Source organism: Variovorax paradoxus, assembly GCF_000834655.1.
Taxonomy (GTDB): domain Bacteria; phylum Pseudomonadota; class Gammaproteobacteria; order Burkholderiales; family Burkholderiaceae_C; genus Variovorax; species Variovorax paradoxus_F.
On record NZ_JXQQ01000084.1, the window covers coordinates 85257 to 99460 of the forward strand.

General features: G+C 66.2%; 11 protein-coding genes. 8 read left to right on the forward strand and 3 right to left on the reverse strand.

Translation table 11 applies throughout. The features are described from left to right. Positions 1-113 precede the first annotated feature (113 nt). Positions 114-539, reverse strand: a complete 426-nt coding sequence (gene ruvX / locus RT97_RS26855; protein WP_042581909.1) for a Holliday junction resolvase RuvX — start codon at positions 537-539, stop codon at positions 114-116. Between the two features lie 118 nt (positions 540-657). Then, positions 658-1257 (reverse strand): YqgE/AlgH family protein, encoded by a 600-nt coding sequence (locus tag RT97_RS26860; protein WP_042581910.1) that lies wholly within the window; start codon positions 1255-1257, stop codon positions 658-660. On the opposite strand from RT97_RS26860, the gene RT97_RS26865 reads away from it, so the two are divergent. The 8 genes from RT97_RS26865 to RT97_RS26900 all read left to right on the forward strand — a co-directional run bounded on the left by RT97_RS26865 (position 1258) and on the right by RT97_RS26900 (position 8056). Next, entirely contained in the window at positions 1258-2766 is a 1509-nt protein-coding gene (locus tag RT97_RS26865; RefSeq protein WP_042581911.1) for a cryptochrome/photolyase family protein, read from the forward strand. It abuts the gene before it with no gap. Between the two features lie 92 nt (positions 2767-2858). Continuing rightward, positions 2859-4982 (forward strand): type VI secretion system Vgr family protein, encoded by a 2124-nt coding sequence (locus RT97_RS26870; protein ID WP_080898447.1) that lies wholly within the window; start codon positions 2859-2861, stop codon positions 4980-4982. Next, the gene (locus RT97_RS26875; protein WP_155403898.1) at positions 4940-5485 is read left to right on the forward strand and encodes a DUF4123 domain-containing protein; all 546 of its coding nucleotides are present in this window, start codon (positions 4940-4942) and stop codon (positions 5483-5485) included. The genes RT97_RS26870 and RT97_RS26875 overlap by 43 nt, the downstream gene beginning before the upstream one ends. A gap of 5 nt (positions 5486-5490) precedes the next feature. Continuing rightward, positions 5491-6018, forward strand: a complete 528-nt coding sequence (locus tag RT97_RS26880) for a hypothetical protein (RefSeq protein WP_042581913.1) — start codon at positions 5491-5493, stop codon at positions 6016-6018. Continuing rightward, positions 6015-6716, forward strand: a complete 702-nt coding sequence (locus tag RT97_RS26885; RefSeq protein ID WP_042581914.1) for a hypothetical protein — start codon at positions 6015-6017, stop codon at positions 6714-6716. The genes RT97_RS26880 and RT97_RS26885 overlap by 4 nt, the downstream gene beginning before the upstream one ends. A 1-nt stretch (position 6717) precedes the next feature. Then, positions 6718-7434 carry a hypothetical protein gene (locus tag RT97_RS26890; RefSeq protein ID WP_155403899.1) on the forward strand — a complete coding sequence of 239 codons (717 nt, stop codon included), beginning with the start codon at positions 6718-6720 and terminating at the stop codon, positions 7432-7434. 8 nt (positions 7435-7442) lie between these two features. After that, positions 7443-7796, forward strand: coding sequence for a hypothetical protein (locus RT97_RS26895; protein ID WP_155403900.1), 354 nt, complete (start codon positions 7443-7445; stop codon positions 7794-7796). Next, positions 7793-8056, forward strand: coding sequence for a PAAR domain-containing protein (locus tag RT97_RS26900; protein ID WP_042581917.1), 264 nt, complete (start codon positions 7793-7795; stop codon positions 8054-8056). Before RT97_RS26895 ends, RT97_RS26900 begins: the two co-directional genes overlap by 4 nt. A 79-nt stretch (positions 8057-8135) precedes the next feature. On the opposite strand, the gene RT97_RS26905 is transcribed toward RT97_RS26900, so the two are convergent. Beyond that, the gene (locus tag RT97_RS26905; protein WP_042581918.1) at positions 8136-14186 is read right to left on the reverse strand and encodes an Hpt domain-containing protein; all 6051 of its coding nucleotides are present in this window, start codon (positions 14184-14186) and stop codon (positions 8136-8138) included. Positions 14187-14204 lie beyond the last annotated feature (18 nt).

The window sequence follows — 14204 nt, forward strand, 5'->3', positions numbered from 1 at the left end:
AAGAAAAGTTCGGGAAACGCCGTGGAACCGGCTTTGCCGGGCCACAGGTGTTGCTCCCGGTGAGGGGGAAGGAGAAGCGACACAAAGTGCGCCAAGCCTGGGGGAGCGCTTCATCATTGGAGACTCCTCAAAAATTGCTCCAGGATGATGCAGGCGGAGGCGGCATCGGCATCTTTTGCGCCGGACGCCAGTGCCTCGGTCGTGCTGTAGCGCTCGTCGACCTCGAACACCTGCAGGTTGAATCGGCCCCGCAGCTGGCGCGCGAACTTCTGCGCGCGGCGGGTGTTCTCGTGCGGGGCGCCATCGGGGTGATAGGGCACGCCGATCACGAGCGCGTCGGGCTGCCACTCCTTGATGCGCGCCTCGACCTGGGCGAAGCGGGCATCGCCCTCGGCCTTGATGGTGGCCTGCGGCGTGGCCGTTCGAAGCAGCCTGTTGCCGCTGGCCACGCCCGTGCGCTTCAGGCCGAAGTCGAAGGCCAGGAAGGTCTGGAAGTGGGACGGGACGGGAACAGATGAGGACGCAGCACTGTCGGACATCGCCGGTCCACTCACAGGGGGCCGCCGCGCACGGCCGCCCGAAGCGGCCGGCCCGCCCCCGGTAGGGGGGTGGCGAAGCGACACGAAGTGCGCGAAGACTGGGGGCGAGCCGAGGTCATCATGCGTGTCCGGCGTCGGGGGAGAGCTTCCAGGCTTCCAGGCCCAGCAGCAGGAGCGCCCGGTCGTAGCGCTGCTCGATCGGCGTATCGAAGATCACCGCCGGGTCGGCCAGCACGGTGAGCCAGCTGTTCTCGGCCAGCTCGGACTCCAGCTGGCCCTCGCCCCAGGCGGCGTAGCCCAGCGAAACCAGCACCTTGCGGGGGCCGGCGCCGGTGGCCAGGGCCTCCAGCACGTCCTTGGAGGTGGTCATCTCCAGCCCGCCGGGGATGGTCATCGTCGAGGCGTAGACCGATTCCTCGGGCTTCTCGGCCTGGGTGAAGACCGGCTCGTGCAGCACGAAGCCGCGCTCGGTCTGCACCGGGCCGCCCTGGAAGACCGGGGCGTCGCCCAGCTCGGGGCGGGCCAGGTGCAGCTCGATCTTCTCGAACAGCACCTTCAGGTTGATGTCGCTGGGTTTGTTGATCACCAGGCCGAGCGCACCGCGCTCGCTGTGTTCGCAGAGGTACACGACGCTGCGGTTGAAAGTTTTGTCTTCCATCCCGGGCATCGCTATCAAAAAGTGATGCGTGAGGTTCATCGGGGCAGAATCGGCAGCCATATGCCACCCATTTTACTGGCCGTCGACAAGACCTACCCCAAGGGGCTCATGTGGTTCCGCCGCGACCTGCGCGTGGACGACAACGCAGCCCTCTATCGCGCGCTGCGGGCCTGCCGCCAGCTCGTCTGCGTTTTCGTGTTCGACAAGGCGATCCTGGAGGGGCTGCCCAGCGCCGACCGGCGCGTCGAATTCATCCGCGAATCGCTGCTGGAACTGCAGGCCGAACTGGACGCCTTGGGCGGCGGGCTGATCGTGCGGCACTCCCACGCGGTGCAGGAAATCCCCGCGCTCGCGAGCGACCTGGACGTGCAGGCCGTGTTCGCCAACCGCGACGACGAGCCCGATGCGCTGGAGCGCGACGCCAAGGTGCTCGGCGCGCTGGCCAACGCCGGCATCGCCTTCCACACCTACAAGGACTCGACCGTCTTCGACCGCGACGAGGTCATGACCAAGACCGGCCAGCCCTACACGGTGTTCACGCCCTACAAGCGGGCGTGGCTTGCGAAGGTGGACTCGTTCTTCCTCAAGTCCTACCCCGTGCGAAGCCACGCCGAGGCGCTGGTGCCGCCGCCTCAGGCCTACCGGGAGCCGATGCTGTCGCTGGGCGAGCTCGGCTTCGAGAAGACCAACCTGGGCACGCTGGAGATCCCGACCGGCTCGCTCGGGGCCGGCGTGCTGTTCGAGGATTTCTTCGAGCGCATCGACCGCTACGAAGAAGCGCGCAACTTCCCCGCCGTGCGCGGCCCCAGCTACATGGGGGTGCACCTGCGCTTCGGCACGGTGTCGATCCGGCAGGTGGCGAGCGTGGCGCACCAGCTCTCGCTGCAGGGCAACCCGGGCGCGGCGACGTGGCTGAGCGAGCTGATCTGGCGGGACTTCTACTTCCAGATCCTCATGCACTTCCCGCACGTGCACACGGACGGCGAATCGAAGAGCTTTCGCCCCGAGTACGACAAGATCCAGTGGCACCACGGCAAGCACGCCGACCAGCTCTTCGACGCCTGGTGCGAGGGCCGCACCGGCTACCCGCTGGTCGATGCCGCGATGCTGCAGATCAACCAGAGCGGCTACATGCACAACCGGCTGCGCATGGTGGTGGCGAGCTTTCTCTGCAAGGACCTGGGGCTGGACTGGCGCCGCGGCGAGCGCTATTTCGCAGTGCACCTGAACGACTTCGAGCTGGCCTCCAACAACGGCGGCTGGCAGTGGGCGAGTTCGAGCGGGTGCGACGCACAGCCCTACTTCCGCATCTTCAACCCGGTGACGCAGAGCGAGCGCTTCGACCCCGAGGGCAAGTTCATCCGCCGCTACCTGCCGCAGCTGGCGGGGCTGTCGAACGCCGCCATTCACGCGCCGTGGATGGCGTCGCCGGTGGAGCTGGAGGCCGCGGGCATCAAGCTCGGCGAGACCTACCCCGCGCCCGTGGTGGACCATGCCGAGGCGCGCGAGAAGACGCTGCAGCGCTACGGCGTGGCGCGGGCCAAGGCGCTGCAGGGCGGTGGGCGCTAGGCGCGGCGCGCAACCTATTGTGTTATTGGCATAACAAGTTGCCCTCGCTACGATCACTTTGGCCAGTCCAAAGTATCCAGGGGGGAATTTCCATGCCCAACGGCTCCGCGCAGCTTGCGCGCGTACTCAGCGTCTCGTCGTCCGCCATGCCCGCGCTGGGCAACGGGCCGGCGCTGGAACCCGTCGCCATCGAGGGCGCCGAGGGGCTGAGCAGCCTGTTCCACTACACCCTGACCCTGGCGACGCCCGAGCGGCAGGGCTACAACGAGCGCCAGGCGGCCAACGTGGCCATCAAGCAACTGCTGGGCGAGATCCTCACCACGCACATCGTGCTCGATGGCCGCCCCGGCAAGGGCTCCGATCAGCGCCATATCTCGGGCCTGGTGACGCGGGTGCGATTCATGCGGCTGGAGAACCGGCGCGCGCTGTACGAGGCCGTGGTCGAGCCTTGGCTCACGCTGGCCACGCGCACCAGCGACTACCGGATCTTCCAGAACCAGGACGTGCTGGCCATCGTGAACGAGGTGCTCGGCAAGTACGGCATGCCGTTTGCGATCCGCGCGAGCCGCAGCTATCCGCCGCGCGAATTCCAGGTGCAGTACGGCGAGAGCGACTTCGACTTCGTCGCGCGCCTCCTGCACGAGTGGGGGCTCTACTACTACTTCGAGCACGAGCAGGGCGCGCACCGGCTGGTGGTCGTGGACGACATGGCCTCCCACCAGCCGTTCGCCCACGCGGGCTACCAGACCGTCCCCTTCCACGCCGCGGAGGCCACCGTGCGCGAGGAGCACTGCGACCGCTTCAACGCCTTCGAAGAGTTGCAGAGCGGCCGCTGGGTGAGCGACGATTTCGACTTCAAGCGCCCCCGGGCGGAACTGCAGCAGGTGAGCGCCATGCCGCGCAAGACCGCGCAGAACACCTGGGAGCGCTACGGCTGGCCCGGCGACTACGTGGTGGAGTCCGAGGGCGAGCAGTTGGTGCGCACGCGCATGGAAGAAACCGGCAGCCAGGGCGAGCGCGCGAGCGGAGCGGGCAACCTGCGCGCGGTGGTGCCGGGGTGCCTTCTCACGCTGGAGCGCCATCCGCAGAACGAATCGAACCGCCAATACCTGGTGACCCACGCGCGCCTGCGGCTGCAGGACGTGGGCGATGCGAGCGCGCAGCAGGAATTCGAGTGCCGGGTGGATTTCGAGGCGATCCCGGCCAGCAAGGTCTTCCGCGCGCCGGTGCCGCCCGCGCCGCGCCCGCGCACCACGGGCCCGCAGACGGCCATCGTCACGGGCCCGGCGGGCCGCGAGATCTGGACCGACGAATACGGCCGCGTGAAGCTCAGCTTCCACTGGAACCGCTACTGCACCAAGGACGAGAACAGCTCCTGCTGGGTGCGCGTGTCCTCGCCCTGGGCCGGCACCAATTTCGGCGGCATCCACATCCCGCGCATCGGCCAGGAGGTGATCGTCGATTTCGAGAACGGCGACCCCGACCGCCCCATCGTGACCGGGCGCGTCTACAACGCCGACAACATGCCGCCGTGGGCACTGCCGGCCCAGGCGACCCAGAGCGGCCTGCTCACGCGCAGTTCCGAAGGCGGCAACGAGTCCAATGCCAATGCCTTTCGCTTCGAGGACAAGAAGGGCCAGGAGCAGGTCTGGCTGCACGCCGAGCGCAACCACGACATCGAGGTGGAGAACGACGAGACCCACTGGGTGGGCCGCGACCGCGCCAAGACCGTGGACCACGACCAGTCCGAGCGCATCGGCAACAACAAGTCGATCACCGTGGGCGCCAACCACGTCGAGGAAATCGGCGAGAACAAGACGCTCACGGTCAAGCAGCACATGAGCCGCAACGTGCTCCTGACCTCCAGCGAGAAGGTCGGGCTCATCAAGAACACGGTGGTGGGTGTCGCGCAGAACTCCATGGTGGGCGTGGAGCGCATCGACATCGTGGGCAAGCAATACGACCTGAAGGTGGGCGACGAATTCAACATCAGCGCGGGCTCCGACATCCTCCATTACGCGAAGAACAACAACACCTTCGGCACCGAGAAGATCCTCCTGAGCGGCCCCGGCGGCTTCATCCAGATCGACGACAAGGGCATCGTCATCAACGCCAGGCACATCTGGCTGAAGTCGGACCAGATCGACTTCACCGGCCGGCAGTCGAACAAGGAATGCCTCTCGAGCAAGAAGCCCCGGATCAAGAGCGCCAAATGAGCCGCCTCAAGACCCGCGTGATCCACATCGCGGACGCCGAGCAGTTCGCCTCGGTCATCGGCGCGCATGCCGGGGGCAAATACATCCTGCTGGACCCTTCGGACGCGGTGCAGTACGAGGTGATCAAGGAAGTGAACAGCGCGCACAGCCGCTGCCTTTTCGACGGCGAAGAAAAGGAGGCAGCCGGTCTCTCCGCCCCCTATCTCCTCGACTGGGAGGCGATCCGGCCGGGCAACCGCGCGGGAATTGCCGCCTACGTCGCGGCCGGGCACGGCGTGGTCATCATCTCGGCGCTCGCGCCCGATGCGCTCAAGCGCCGGCTGAAGGTGCGGCTGCATCCCAGGGGCAACTACGGGCAGCTCAACAAGTTCTATACGGCGATCAATGCCAGTTTCTTCTTTGAATCCGAGGAGCGGTTCAGCGAATTGCTCCAGCATGCATCGAAGATCTATTGCCGCAATTTCCGGGAACGGCACGATTACCTCGTCTACGAGGCGCAATAGGAACCATGGCCACCTTCGACAACGCCATTCCCAAGACGCATCCGGAAAATTCCTCGCTTCGCAAGACGCTGCGCGAATGCGACGGCGACGCCTGTACCTGCCTGAAGGAAAAGATCGAGGAAATCGCGAATTCCAACAAAGGGCCCGGCAGCCCGAAGGGATTGGCGACGCGGTTCGCGGAACAGGTGCAAAAAGGCGCGCAGCCGCCGGGTACGACTTCGTGGGCCAATCACCAGAACGAAATTGCACGCCAGCAAAAGAATTTGCAGGACCATATCGACGAATACGATCAATCTGGGTGTCCCAATGGCCAATTGCCTTCGGGTGTGCGCCAATTGGCGTCCCGCCCCTTGCCCACGCAGGCCGATTGGGATGCGAACAACGTACCGATGCAGGGCATCGACCCGACGCCCGCGTATTGGGTGGGCGGCGCGGCGGTTGCCGGGTATGTAGGGTACAAGGTCATCCGCGCCATTGGCGTGTCTTTCTTTACTTCTCCGGTGGGAGGCGCCGTGAGCCTTGCCTTGCCATGAATGCGACCGACACGCCAGACTTTCACGCCGATCGCATCTGGGGAGAAGCGGCTATTTATTTCAGCCTCGACCTGTCCTCGGCCCTTTGGGAATTTCTGGAGACCGACCTGGATTACAAGGACGTGCTGCAGATCAATAGAAAATCGATTCTTGAAAACAGAAAGAAAAACGAAAAATCCCAGTCTTCGGACGATAGAGTGAAGTCGCAGATATCGATAATTGCGAGGACGCACGCGGCCGCACTTCGAGCCGGCACCGCATCCTATTCCCGGTTTGTGGAAGAGAAATTTTCCGGCTTTCAAGGCTATAGTCGCAACGCATATTTCTTCAATCCCGCGCTGTTCGACTGCCTGAATTTCAAGGAAAACTTCCGCAAGCAACTGAAGTCCGAATTAGGCGACGAATTTGACCTCAACCTTGCCAACCGCTCGTTCGACGACCATCGGGCCATGCAACTGCACCGCGAGGCGCTGCAAATCGACCGCACCATCGAAGCCGGCAGCCTGTCGGCCTGGGACCGGGAACTGCTCGCGAAACACCGGGGCGTGCTGGGTGCGGTCGATCCGCTCGGAACGGTCGTTCAACTAGCAATTCTCCAATTGAAAAATCAAGCCGTGGAAAAATCGATCGCCAAGATGAAACCGGATATCGTAGACAAGTTGCAGTCGATTTTCAAACGCACCATCGGAATTCATTGACATGAGCAGACAAGCGCGCCTCGGCGAATTGATCGCCATTCTTTCTCTGGAAGATATGAAGGAGATTTATCCTTATATCGACCTGGAAGGCGATGCCGACTCCATTTGCGCCCTCTTCAGGGATGCATTGCTCGATGCGGGTTATTCGCAAGACTACGAGAAAATAGCTGCATCGTTCCAACAATTGGTCTTGCCGAAAAAAGACCGGGACGCGCTGGACGCCTGGAGCCGCAGGCTCTATTTCGGCGTCCATGCCGAGGACATCGACGTCTCGTGCTGGCTGAAGATACTCAATGCGCTGCAGTTCCGGGGTGTCGAAGTGCAGGATGCCGATCCAGCCGGCAAAGCGCTTGTTTCGAAGATGCTCGCGGAATACAAGCGCATCCAGGACGACGGATATGCCCGGGACGTGGACCGCATCAAGCAATCTCCCATCCTGAATTCGCTCGACAAGAAAATAGCCGAAACATACAACTTCAATTATTTCGACGATTTCGCCGGCAACGATCCCTTTTTGACCGTCAAGGCAGTTCGCTCGGGCTTTCATCTCATTCGCTTCGTTGAAACAGCCGATGTCTTTGCCGAAACCGAATTTCCTTTCGATGCCCTGCGCGCGACGGGGCAAAAACTCATCGATGAAGATGGCATATGGATGCCGCCCAAAACCAGCGTGTGCGACATCCGCGCCGTGGCCGATCGCAACAAGATACGCCCTTGATTTTTTCCATGGACTTGGCACCGGAAATCAGCGGTAAAAGCCCGATTGAAATTGCCACGCGCAATTTCTTCGAGCGGCATATTTTTCGTTTGACCGAATTCGTCTACGGCGAATACTTTTCGGACCGCGAATATCCGTTCTACCTGCTCCTTTCGGAAATCAGGACACTGGTCAGGGCGTGCGAGGAATTCGGGCTCGACGATATCGACTGGCTCGAGAAGGTCGTGCAGGATTTCTACTCGCCGCACCCGTCGCGATTCAGCCCCGAAGACATGAGCTACCTGATGTCGATCGTCGCGAGCAATTCATCCTCCGAAGGCAAAAGTGCGGCCATTGCCTCCTTCACCAAGAACCTCAGATGAGCGATCTCATCGTCTGCGTGGGCGACACCACGACCCACGGCGGCACCGTGCTCGAAGGCTTCTCGTCGTTCTCGATCGACGGAAAGATCCCCGCCGGCGTGGGCCACATGGTCGCCTGCCCGCTGTGCAAGGGCGTGTTCCCGATTTCGAGCGGCGGCCGCCGGGCCAAGGTGCAGGGCATGGAGATCGCGGTGGACGGCATGAAGACGGCCTGCGGCGCCGCGCTGATCGCGTCGCAGAGCCGCGCGGGCATCGAATAGCCAGCACGGCGGCGCGCCAAAGAAAAAAGGCCCCGAAGGGCCTTTTTTCTTTGGCGCGGTGCAAGACCCGCCAGGGGCGTCAGGCAGCGGCCGCGAGCGTCGACTCGGTGGTGTACGCACGCACCAGGCGCAGCAGTTCCTCTTCCGAGTACGGCTTGCCCAGGTAGTGGTTCACGCCCAGCGTGCGCGCATAGTCGCGGTGCTTCTCGGCGATGCGCGAGGTGATCATGATGATCGGCAGTTCGGCCAGCGCGGCATCGGCGCGGATGTTTCGGGCCAGGTCGAAGCCGTCCATGCGCGGCATCTCGATGTCCGACAGCACCACCGACGGACGCTCCTGCTGCAGCCGCTCCAGCGCCTGCAGGCCGTCGGCCGCGAGCGACACGCGATAGCCTTCGCGCTGCAGCAGACGCTGCGTGACGCGGCGCACGGTGATGGAGTCGTCCACCACCAGCACCAGCGGCACCTGCGGCGCCACGGGGGCCAGCACCGGCATCGGCACCTGCGGTGCGTCCTGGTCGGCCGTGGCCGATGCGGCATGCGCCGGCACCGCGAGCGCGGCAGCCTGGCGCTGGCGCGCCTGATCGCCGTGCACTGCAGCGAGCGCCACCGGGTTGTAGATCAGCGCCACCGCGCCCGAGGCCAGCACCGAGATGCCGGCCAGGCCGGGCAGCCGCGCGAGCTGCGGGCCGAGGTTCTTCACCACGACTTCCTGGTTGCCCAGCACTTCGTCCACGTGCAGCGCAACGCGCTGTGCCGCGCTTCGCACGATCACGAGGGTGTTGTTCTTGGCACCGGCATGCTCGCTGCGGGTCGAGGCCTGCAGGAGCGCGCCGGCCCAGTAGAACGGCACCTGTTCGCTGCCGAACGGATGGCTGTTGTGCAGATAGGCCGCTTCCAGGTCGGTTCCGCCCACGCGCTGCACCAGTTCCACCAGGTTCGACGGCACGCCGATCGACACCTCGCCGGCACGCAGCATCACCACGTGCGTCACGGCGGTGGTCAGCGGCAGCACCAGCTTGAAGGTGGTGCCCTGGCCGGCGGTGCTGTGCGTTTCGATGCGGCCGCCGAGCGCCGAGATCTGCGCGCGCACCACGTCCATGCCGATGCCGCGGCCTGCCAGTTCGGAGACCTGTCCGGCCGTCGAGAAGCCCGGCTTGAAGATGAGCTCGGTGGCTTCTTCCGGCGTGAGTTCCTGGTCGCCCGCCAGCAGTCCGAGTGCGCGGGCGCGCTCGGCAATGCGTTTCTGGTCGAGGCCGGCGCCGTCGTCGCGGAAGCTCACCGAGACGTCGTTGCCTTCATGGTGCAGGTCGATGACGATCAGGCCGCTGGCGTCCTTGCCGGCTTTCTCGCGCGCCGCCGCATCCTCGATGCCGTGCGCCACGCAGTTGCGCAGCAAGTGCTCGAAGGCGGGCGTCATCCGGTCCAGCACGCCACGGTCCATTTCGATGGAGCCGCCGACGATGTCCAGGCGCACTTGCTTGCCGGTGTCCTTGGACGCCTGGCGCACCACGCGGTAGAGGCGGTCGGAGATGCCTTCGAACTCCACCATGCGCGTGCGCAGCAGGCCGCGCTGCAGTTCGCGGGTCTGGCGTGCCTGCACGCTCAGATCGTCTTCCGTCGCCTGCACCGTCTTTTGCAGGGTGCGCTGCACGGTGGCCACGTCGTTCACCGACTCGGCCATCATGCGGGTGAGTTCCTGCACGCGGGTGAAGCGGTCGAACTCCAGCGGGTCGAAGCTCTGCTGCGAATCCTTGGCTTGCGCCAGGCGCGACTGCATCTGGCTTTCGGCCTGCACTTCGATGTCGCGCAGCTGCTGGCGCAGGCGGTCCAGGTTGCCCGTGAGGTCGGAGAGCGATCCGCGCAGCTGGCCGAGCTCGGCCTCCAGGCGCGAACGCGTGATGATGACCTCGCCGGTCTGCGCGACCAGGCGGTCGAGCAGCTGGGTGCGGATGCGCACGGCCTGGCCCGATGCGGCGCGCAGCGGCGCAAGCAATGCGTGAGCCGGACGCGGCTGCAGCATGGTGACGGCCGGGCCGGCTGCTTCTTCCTGCGCGTCGGCAACCGGTGCGGCGTCTTCGTCGTTCGCCGGCACGCCGGTTTCGGACGCGACCTGCACCACCGCGATGGCCGGAGAAGGCGCGGTGGCCGCAGCCACGGCCTGGGCCATTTCGACCTGCGTGGCGTCGTCGGCCGCGCGCAGCGCGTCGAAGGTGGCCTGCAGGGCATCCAGGCGTGCCAGCAGTTTTTCGATGTCGGCCCGCTCCGCACCCTGGGAGCCCAGGATTTCGATCTCGGACTCCATGCGGTGCGCGCGTTCGCCCAGGCGCATGGCGCCGGCCAGGCGCGCACTGCCCTTGAGCGTGTGCAGCGTGCGCAGCACCGAGGCGCGCGGCGCGCTGTCGTCGGGGTGGTGCGACCACTGGCGAAGCGCCTCGCCCAGCTGGGGCAGCAGGTCGGCGGCCTCTTCCTCGAAGATCGGGAAGAGGTCGACGTCGACCGCGTCGGCCAGGTCGATGGCGTCTTCGGAATCGTCCAGCGCCACGTCGGCCATGCCGTCGCTGCTGGAAACGACCTGCTGGAACGGACGCACTTCGCTGCGCACGGCGGCTTCGAGCGGCATCGGTGCCGCCGCGATGTCGCGCAGCGCCTGCAGCGTGCCTTCGGCCGGATCGCGGAGGAAACCTACCGCGAACTGGTGCAGCAGGCGGCGCAACTCGTCGGCCGCGGCGACCAGCACCACGCCCTGCTCACGCGTGCCGCTGCCCTGCATCTGCAGGTGCTGCAGCGCCGATTCGAGCAGGCGCGCCATGCCCGAGAGGCTGTGGAAGCCCACGGTGGCCGAACTGCCGGCCAGCGAATGCGCGAGAGCGATGGTCGAGTCGGGCAGTCGTTCGTGCGATTCGAGCGCCCATTCACCCACGTCGGTGGCCAGTTGCCTGGACCATTCGTCGGCTTCGTTGAGATAGACGTTGTAGAGCGCGATGCCGATGCGCAACGGACCGATCACCTTGACCTGGTCTTCGGCGCCCGAAGCGGCGGAGAGGTCTTGCGCGACCTCTGCAGCTTCCGTGGCTTCCACTGCTTCCAAGACGTCGGCGGCTTCCACGGTTTCGATCACTTCGACGGCTTCCACCGTCTCGACAACCTCGGGTGCCGCGACAGGCTGCGGCGTCTCTTCTTCGGCCACGACGGCCGGCGGCTCGGCGGGCACTTCGACCGGGGCGGCAACCTCTGCCACGGGTTCGGGCGCCGGCTGCGCCTCGGGCTCGGCAATCGGCTCCAGCTCGGGCAGCGCCTCCAGCGGAGGCAGTTCCATGTCGTTGGCCTTGGGCTCGTTCGCCGGCACGGGCAGCGGCTCGGGGTCCCAGGCGAAATCGGGCAGCGCGGTGGCGGTCGGCACGGTGGCCTCGATGCCTGCCACGGGTTCCGGCTCCGCAGCAGCAACGGCGGGGGCAGCGGGCGCCTGCGTCTTCGAAGGCGCCAGGAAATCGAATTCCTCGCCGGCCGGCAGCGCCTGCAGCGGCGCGGGCGACGTGGGCTGCTTGTCGAAATCGATGAAGTCGGTGGACGTGAAATCGTCGTCGGCGTCCGAGGCTGCGGGCTTCTGCGGCTCTTCGAGCGCGGGGAGTTCGAAGACCGGCTCGGGTGCAGTCCGCGCCGGAGGGTCCGGCAGGAACGACAGGTCGGGCAGCGGCGGCAGCTCGGGTTCGGCGGCGATGTGGCGGGCGGCCACGGCCAATTGCTCGGCATCGGCCACGCGCACCGGCGGCGGCACGGGCTCGCCGGCCATCAGCGCATCGGCTACGCGGCTGAACGGGCCGGCCTGCCAGGAATGGGATTCGCCCGAGGCGATGGCTTCGACCCACTGGCCGAAATCGCGCAGCGTGCGCTCGGTGGCGGACAGCATCTCCGGCGTGGCGGGACGCTGGTCGGCCAGCCAGGTGTTGAGCACCTGCTCGAGCGACCAGGCGGCATCGCCGAAGTCGGTGAGGCCGACCATGCGCGAGCTGCCCTTGAGCGTGTGGAACGCGCGGCGCAGGATGGTGAGTTCTTCGACGTCGTCCGGATGGCTGCCCAGTTCGGTGATGGCGGCCAGGCCGTTGTGCACCACCTCGCGGGCTTCGTCCAGGAAGATGTTCTGCAGGTCGTCTTCTTCGAGCTCGGTGACCTCGGTGTCGGGCAGCGCGCCCGGTCCGGTGATCTTGGAGGTCCAGCTCTCGGCCTTGCGGCTGAATTCCTCGAGCGGCGTCGGCTTGGTCTTCCGGGCGGGCGCGGCGAGCGCGGCGAGCTTGGAGGCGATCTGCGCGTCGACTTCCTCGATGCTGAGCACGGGCTCGGCCACGGGCGCGGCGGCTGCGCCTTCGGTGCTGTCGACGGCCTGGCGGCCCATGAGCGGCTTGAGCTCGCCGGCTTCGGCGTCGAACACGAACAGGCGCTTGGCCAGCGCGGGCTGGTAGCCCAGCATGTCGATCAGGAAGCCCAGCGCGCCCAGGTTGTTGCCCAGGGCGTCGAAGCCGGCCATTTCCTCGGCGGGCGAGGTGCTGACCAGCATGGCCTCGACGTCTTCGCGCATGCGCTGCACGGTGAGCGCGGCCTGATCGAGGCCGAGCACGGAGAACACGCCGCGCATCTGCATGAGCTGCGTCGGCACGGTGCGCAGCAGGCCCTTTTCGGCGGGGCGGCGGAAATACTGGTCGAGCGACTTCTCGAGTTCGCTCAGGTGGCTGCGCAGCTCGTCGACCACGGTGCCCATGGTCTGGCGGTCGCTCACGCGGCGGTACAGGTCTTCCATCCACGGCTCGAGCGGCTCGGAATGGCCGCCCGCGCGCACGCGTTCGATGCGGCCCGCCAGCTGCAGGGTGCGGGAGGTGAGTTGCGGGTCGCTCGGGTCGAGGTCTTCGAGCGCGGCTTCCAGGTACAGCACCGAGGTGGCGACTTCCATCGCCAGTTCGGTATCGGGCGGCTGGCCCGACCTGACCGAGGCGTCGACGGCATGCGTCAGCGCATCGACCATCGGCAGGCTCGGCGGGTGCAGCTTCTGCAGCGATTCGCCCAGCTGCGCGAAGGTGTCGGCCACCTGGCGGGTGCGGGTGATGTCGCCGCCCGAGAGCGCCGACCACATTTCCTTGGCGGTCTCGATGCGCTTGCGGGCCTGCGCGAGCACCAGCGGATCGAAGCGGCCGAACTGCTCGACGGTGTAGTCGACGTGCTGCTCGTGGGCCACGCCCCAGGCGCTGCGCACGGTGCGGAGCGTCGCGGCCTCGTCGCGGGCGGTGGGTACGGCCTGCGCACAGAAGAAGAGAAGGTCCTGGCCGAGGCGGTCGGACACCAGGCTGTCGCCGCGCGCGAGCGTCGCGTATTGCAGCAGCACGCGGGTGGCCGCGCGCTTCACATACGCGTCGGCGGGAATGAGGCCCAGCGACAGCGCTTCGAAGAAGCCCGCGGCCAGGGTCCAGAAGCTGGCGACGCGGGGCAGCAGCGCGCCGCGTCCGAGCCCCAGGCACAAGCCCTGCAGGCGCTGGGCGGCCTGCATGTCGCCGGCCTTGACCAGCTGCAGCACTTCGCGGTCGAGCCGCGAGCGCACGGCCGGGTCGTAGGCGACGGCGGCCTGCGTGAGCGCGGGCTTGACCTCGACCCAGCGCCAGGCGGTGCTCCAGAGGTCGGCCGGATGGACGCGTTCGTTGCCGCCCAGTTCCAGCACGTCGCGGTATTGGGGAAAGAGCGCCACCGACGACACGGGCTTGCCGGCCAGCAGCGCGGTCAGGAAGTCGGTGACGGCGAAGCCGGCACGCTCGATCTTCAGGACGGCGCTTTCGGTGCAGCGCTGCGGTTCGGCAATGAAGCCTTGCACCGCGAATTCGATGGCGCCGAGCACCAGCGCGGGCGAGGAATGCCCGACCATCTGCAGCGCGCCGACGGCCTGGTGCAGTTGCTGGCGGGCCATTTGCAGCGGGCCGCTCTCGGGCTCGGTTGCACCGCCCACGTCGCGCACGAAGCGCCGCAACGACTTGCCCACACCGTCGAGGGATTTCTGGATTTCTCCCAGCACCCAGGCCAGCGGCCCGAGGTCTTCGGTGGCCGGCAGGTTGCCGGCGATGGGGGCCGTGGCAGGGGTTTGAATCGACACGTTGGTTGCTCGCCGTTC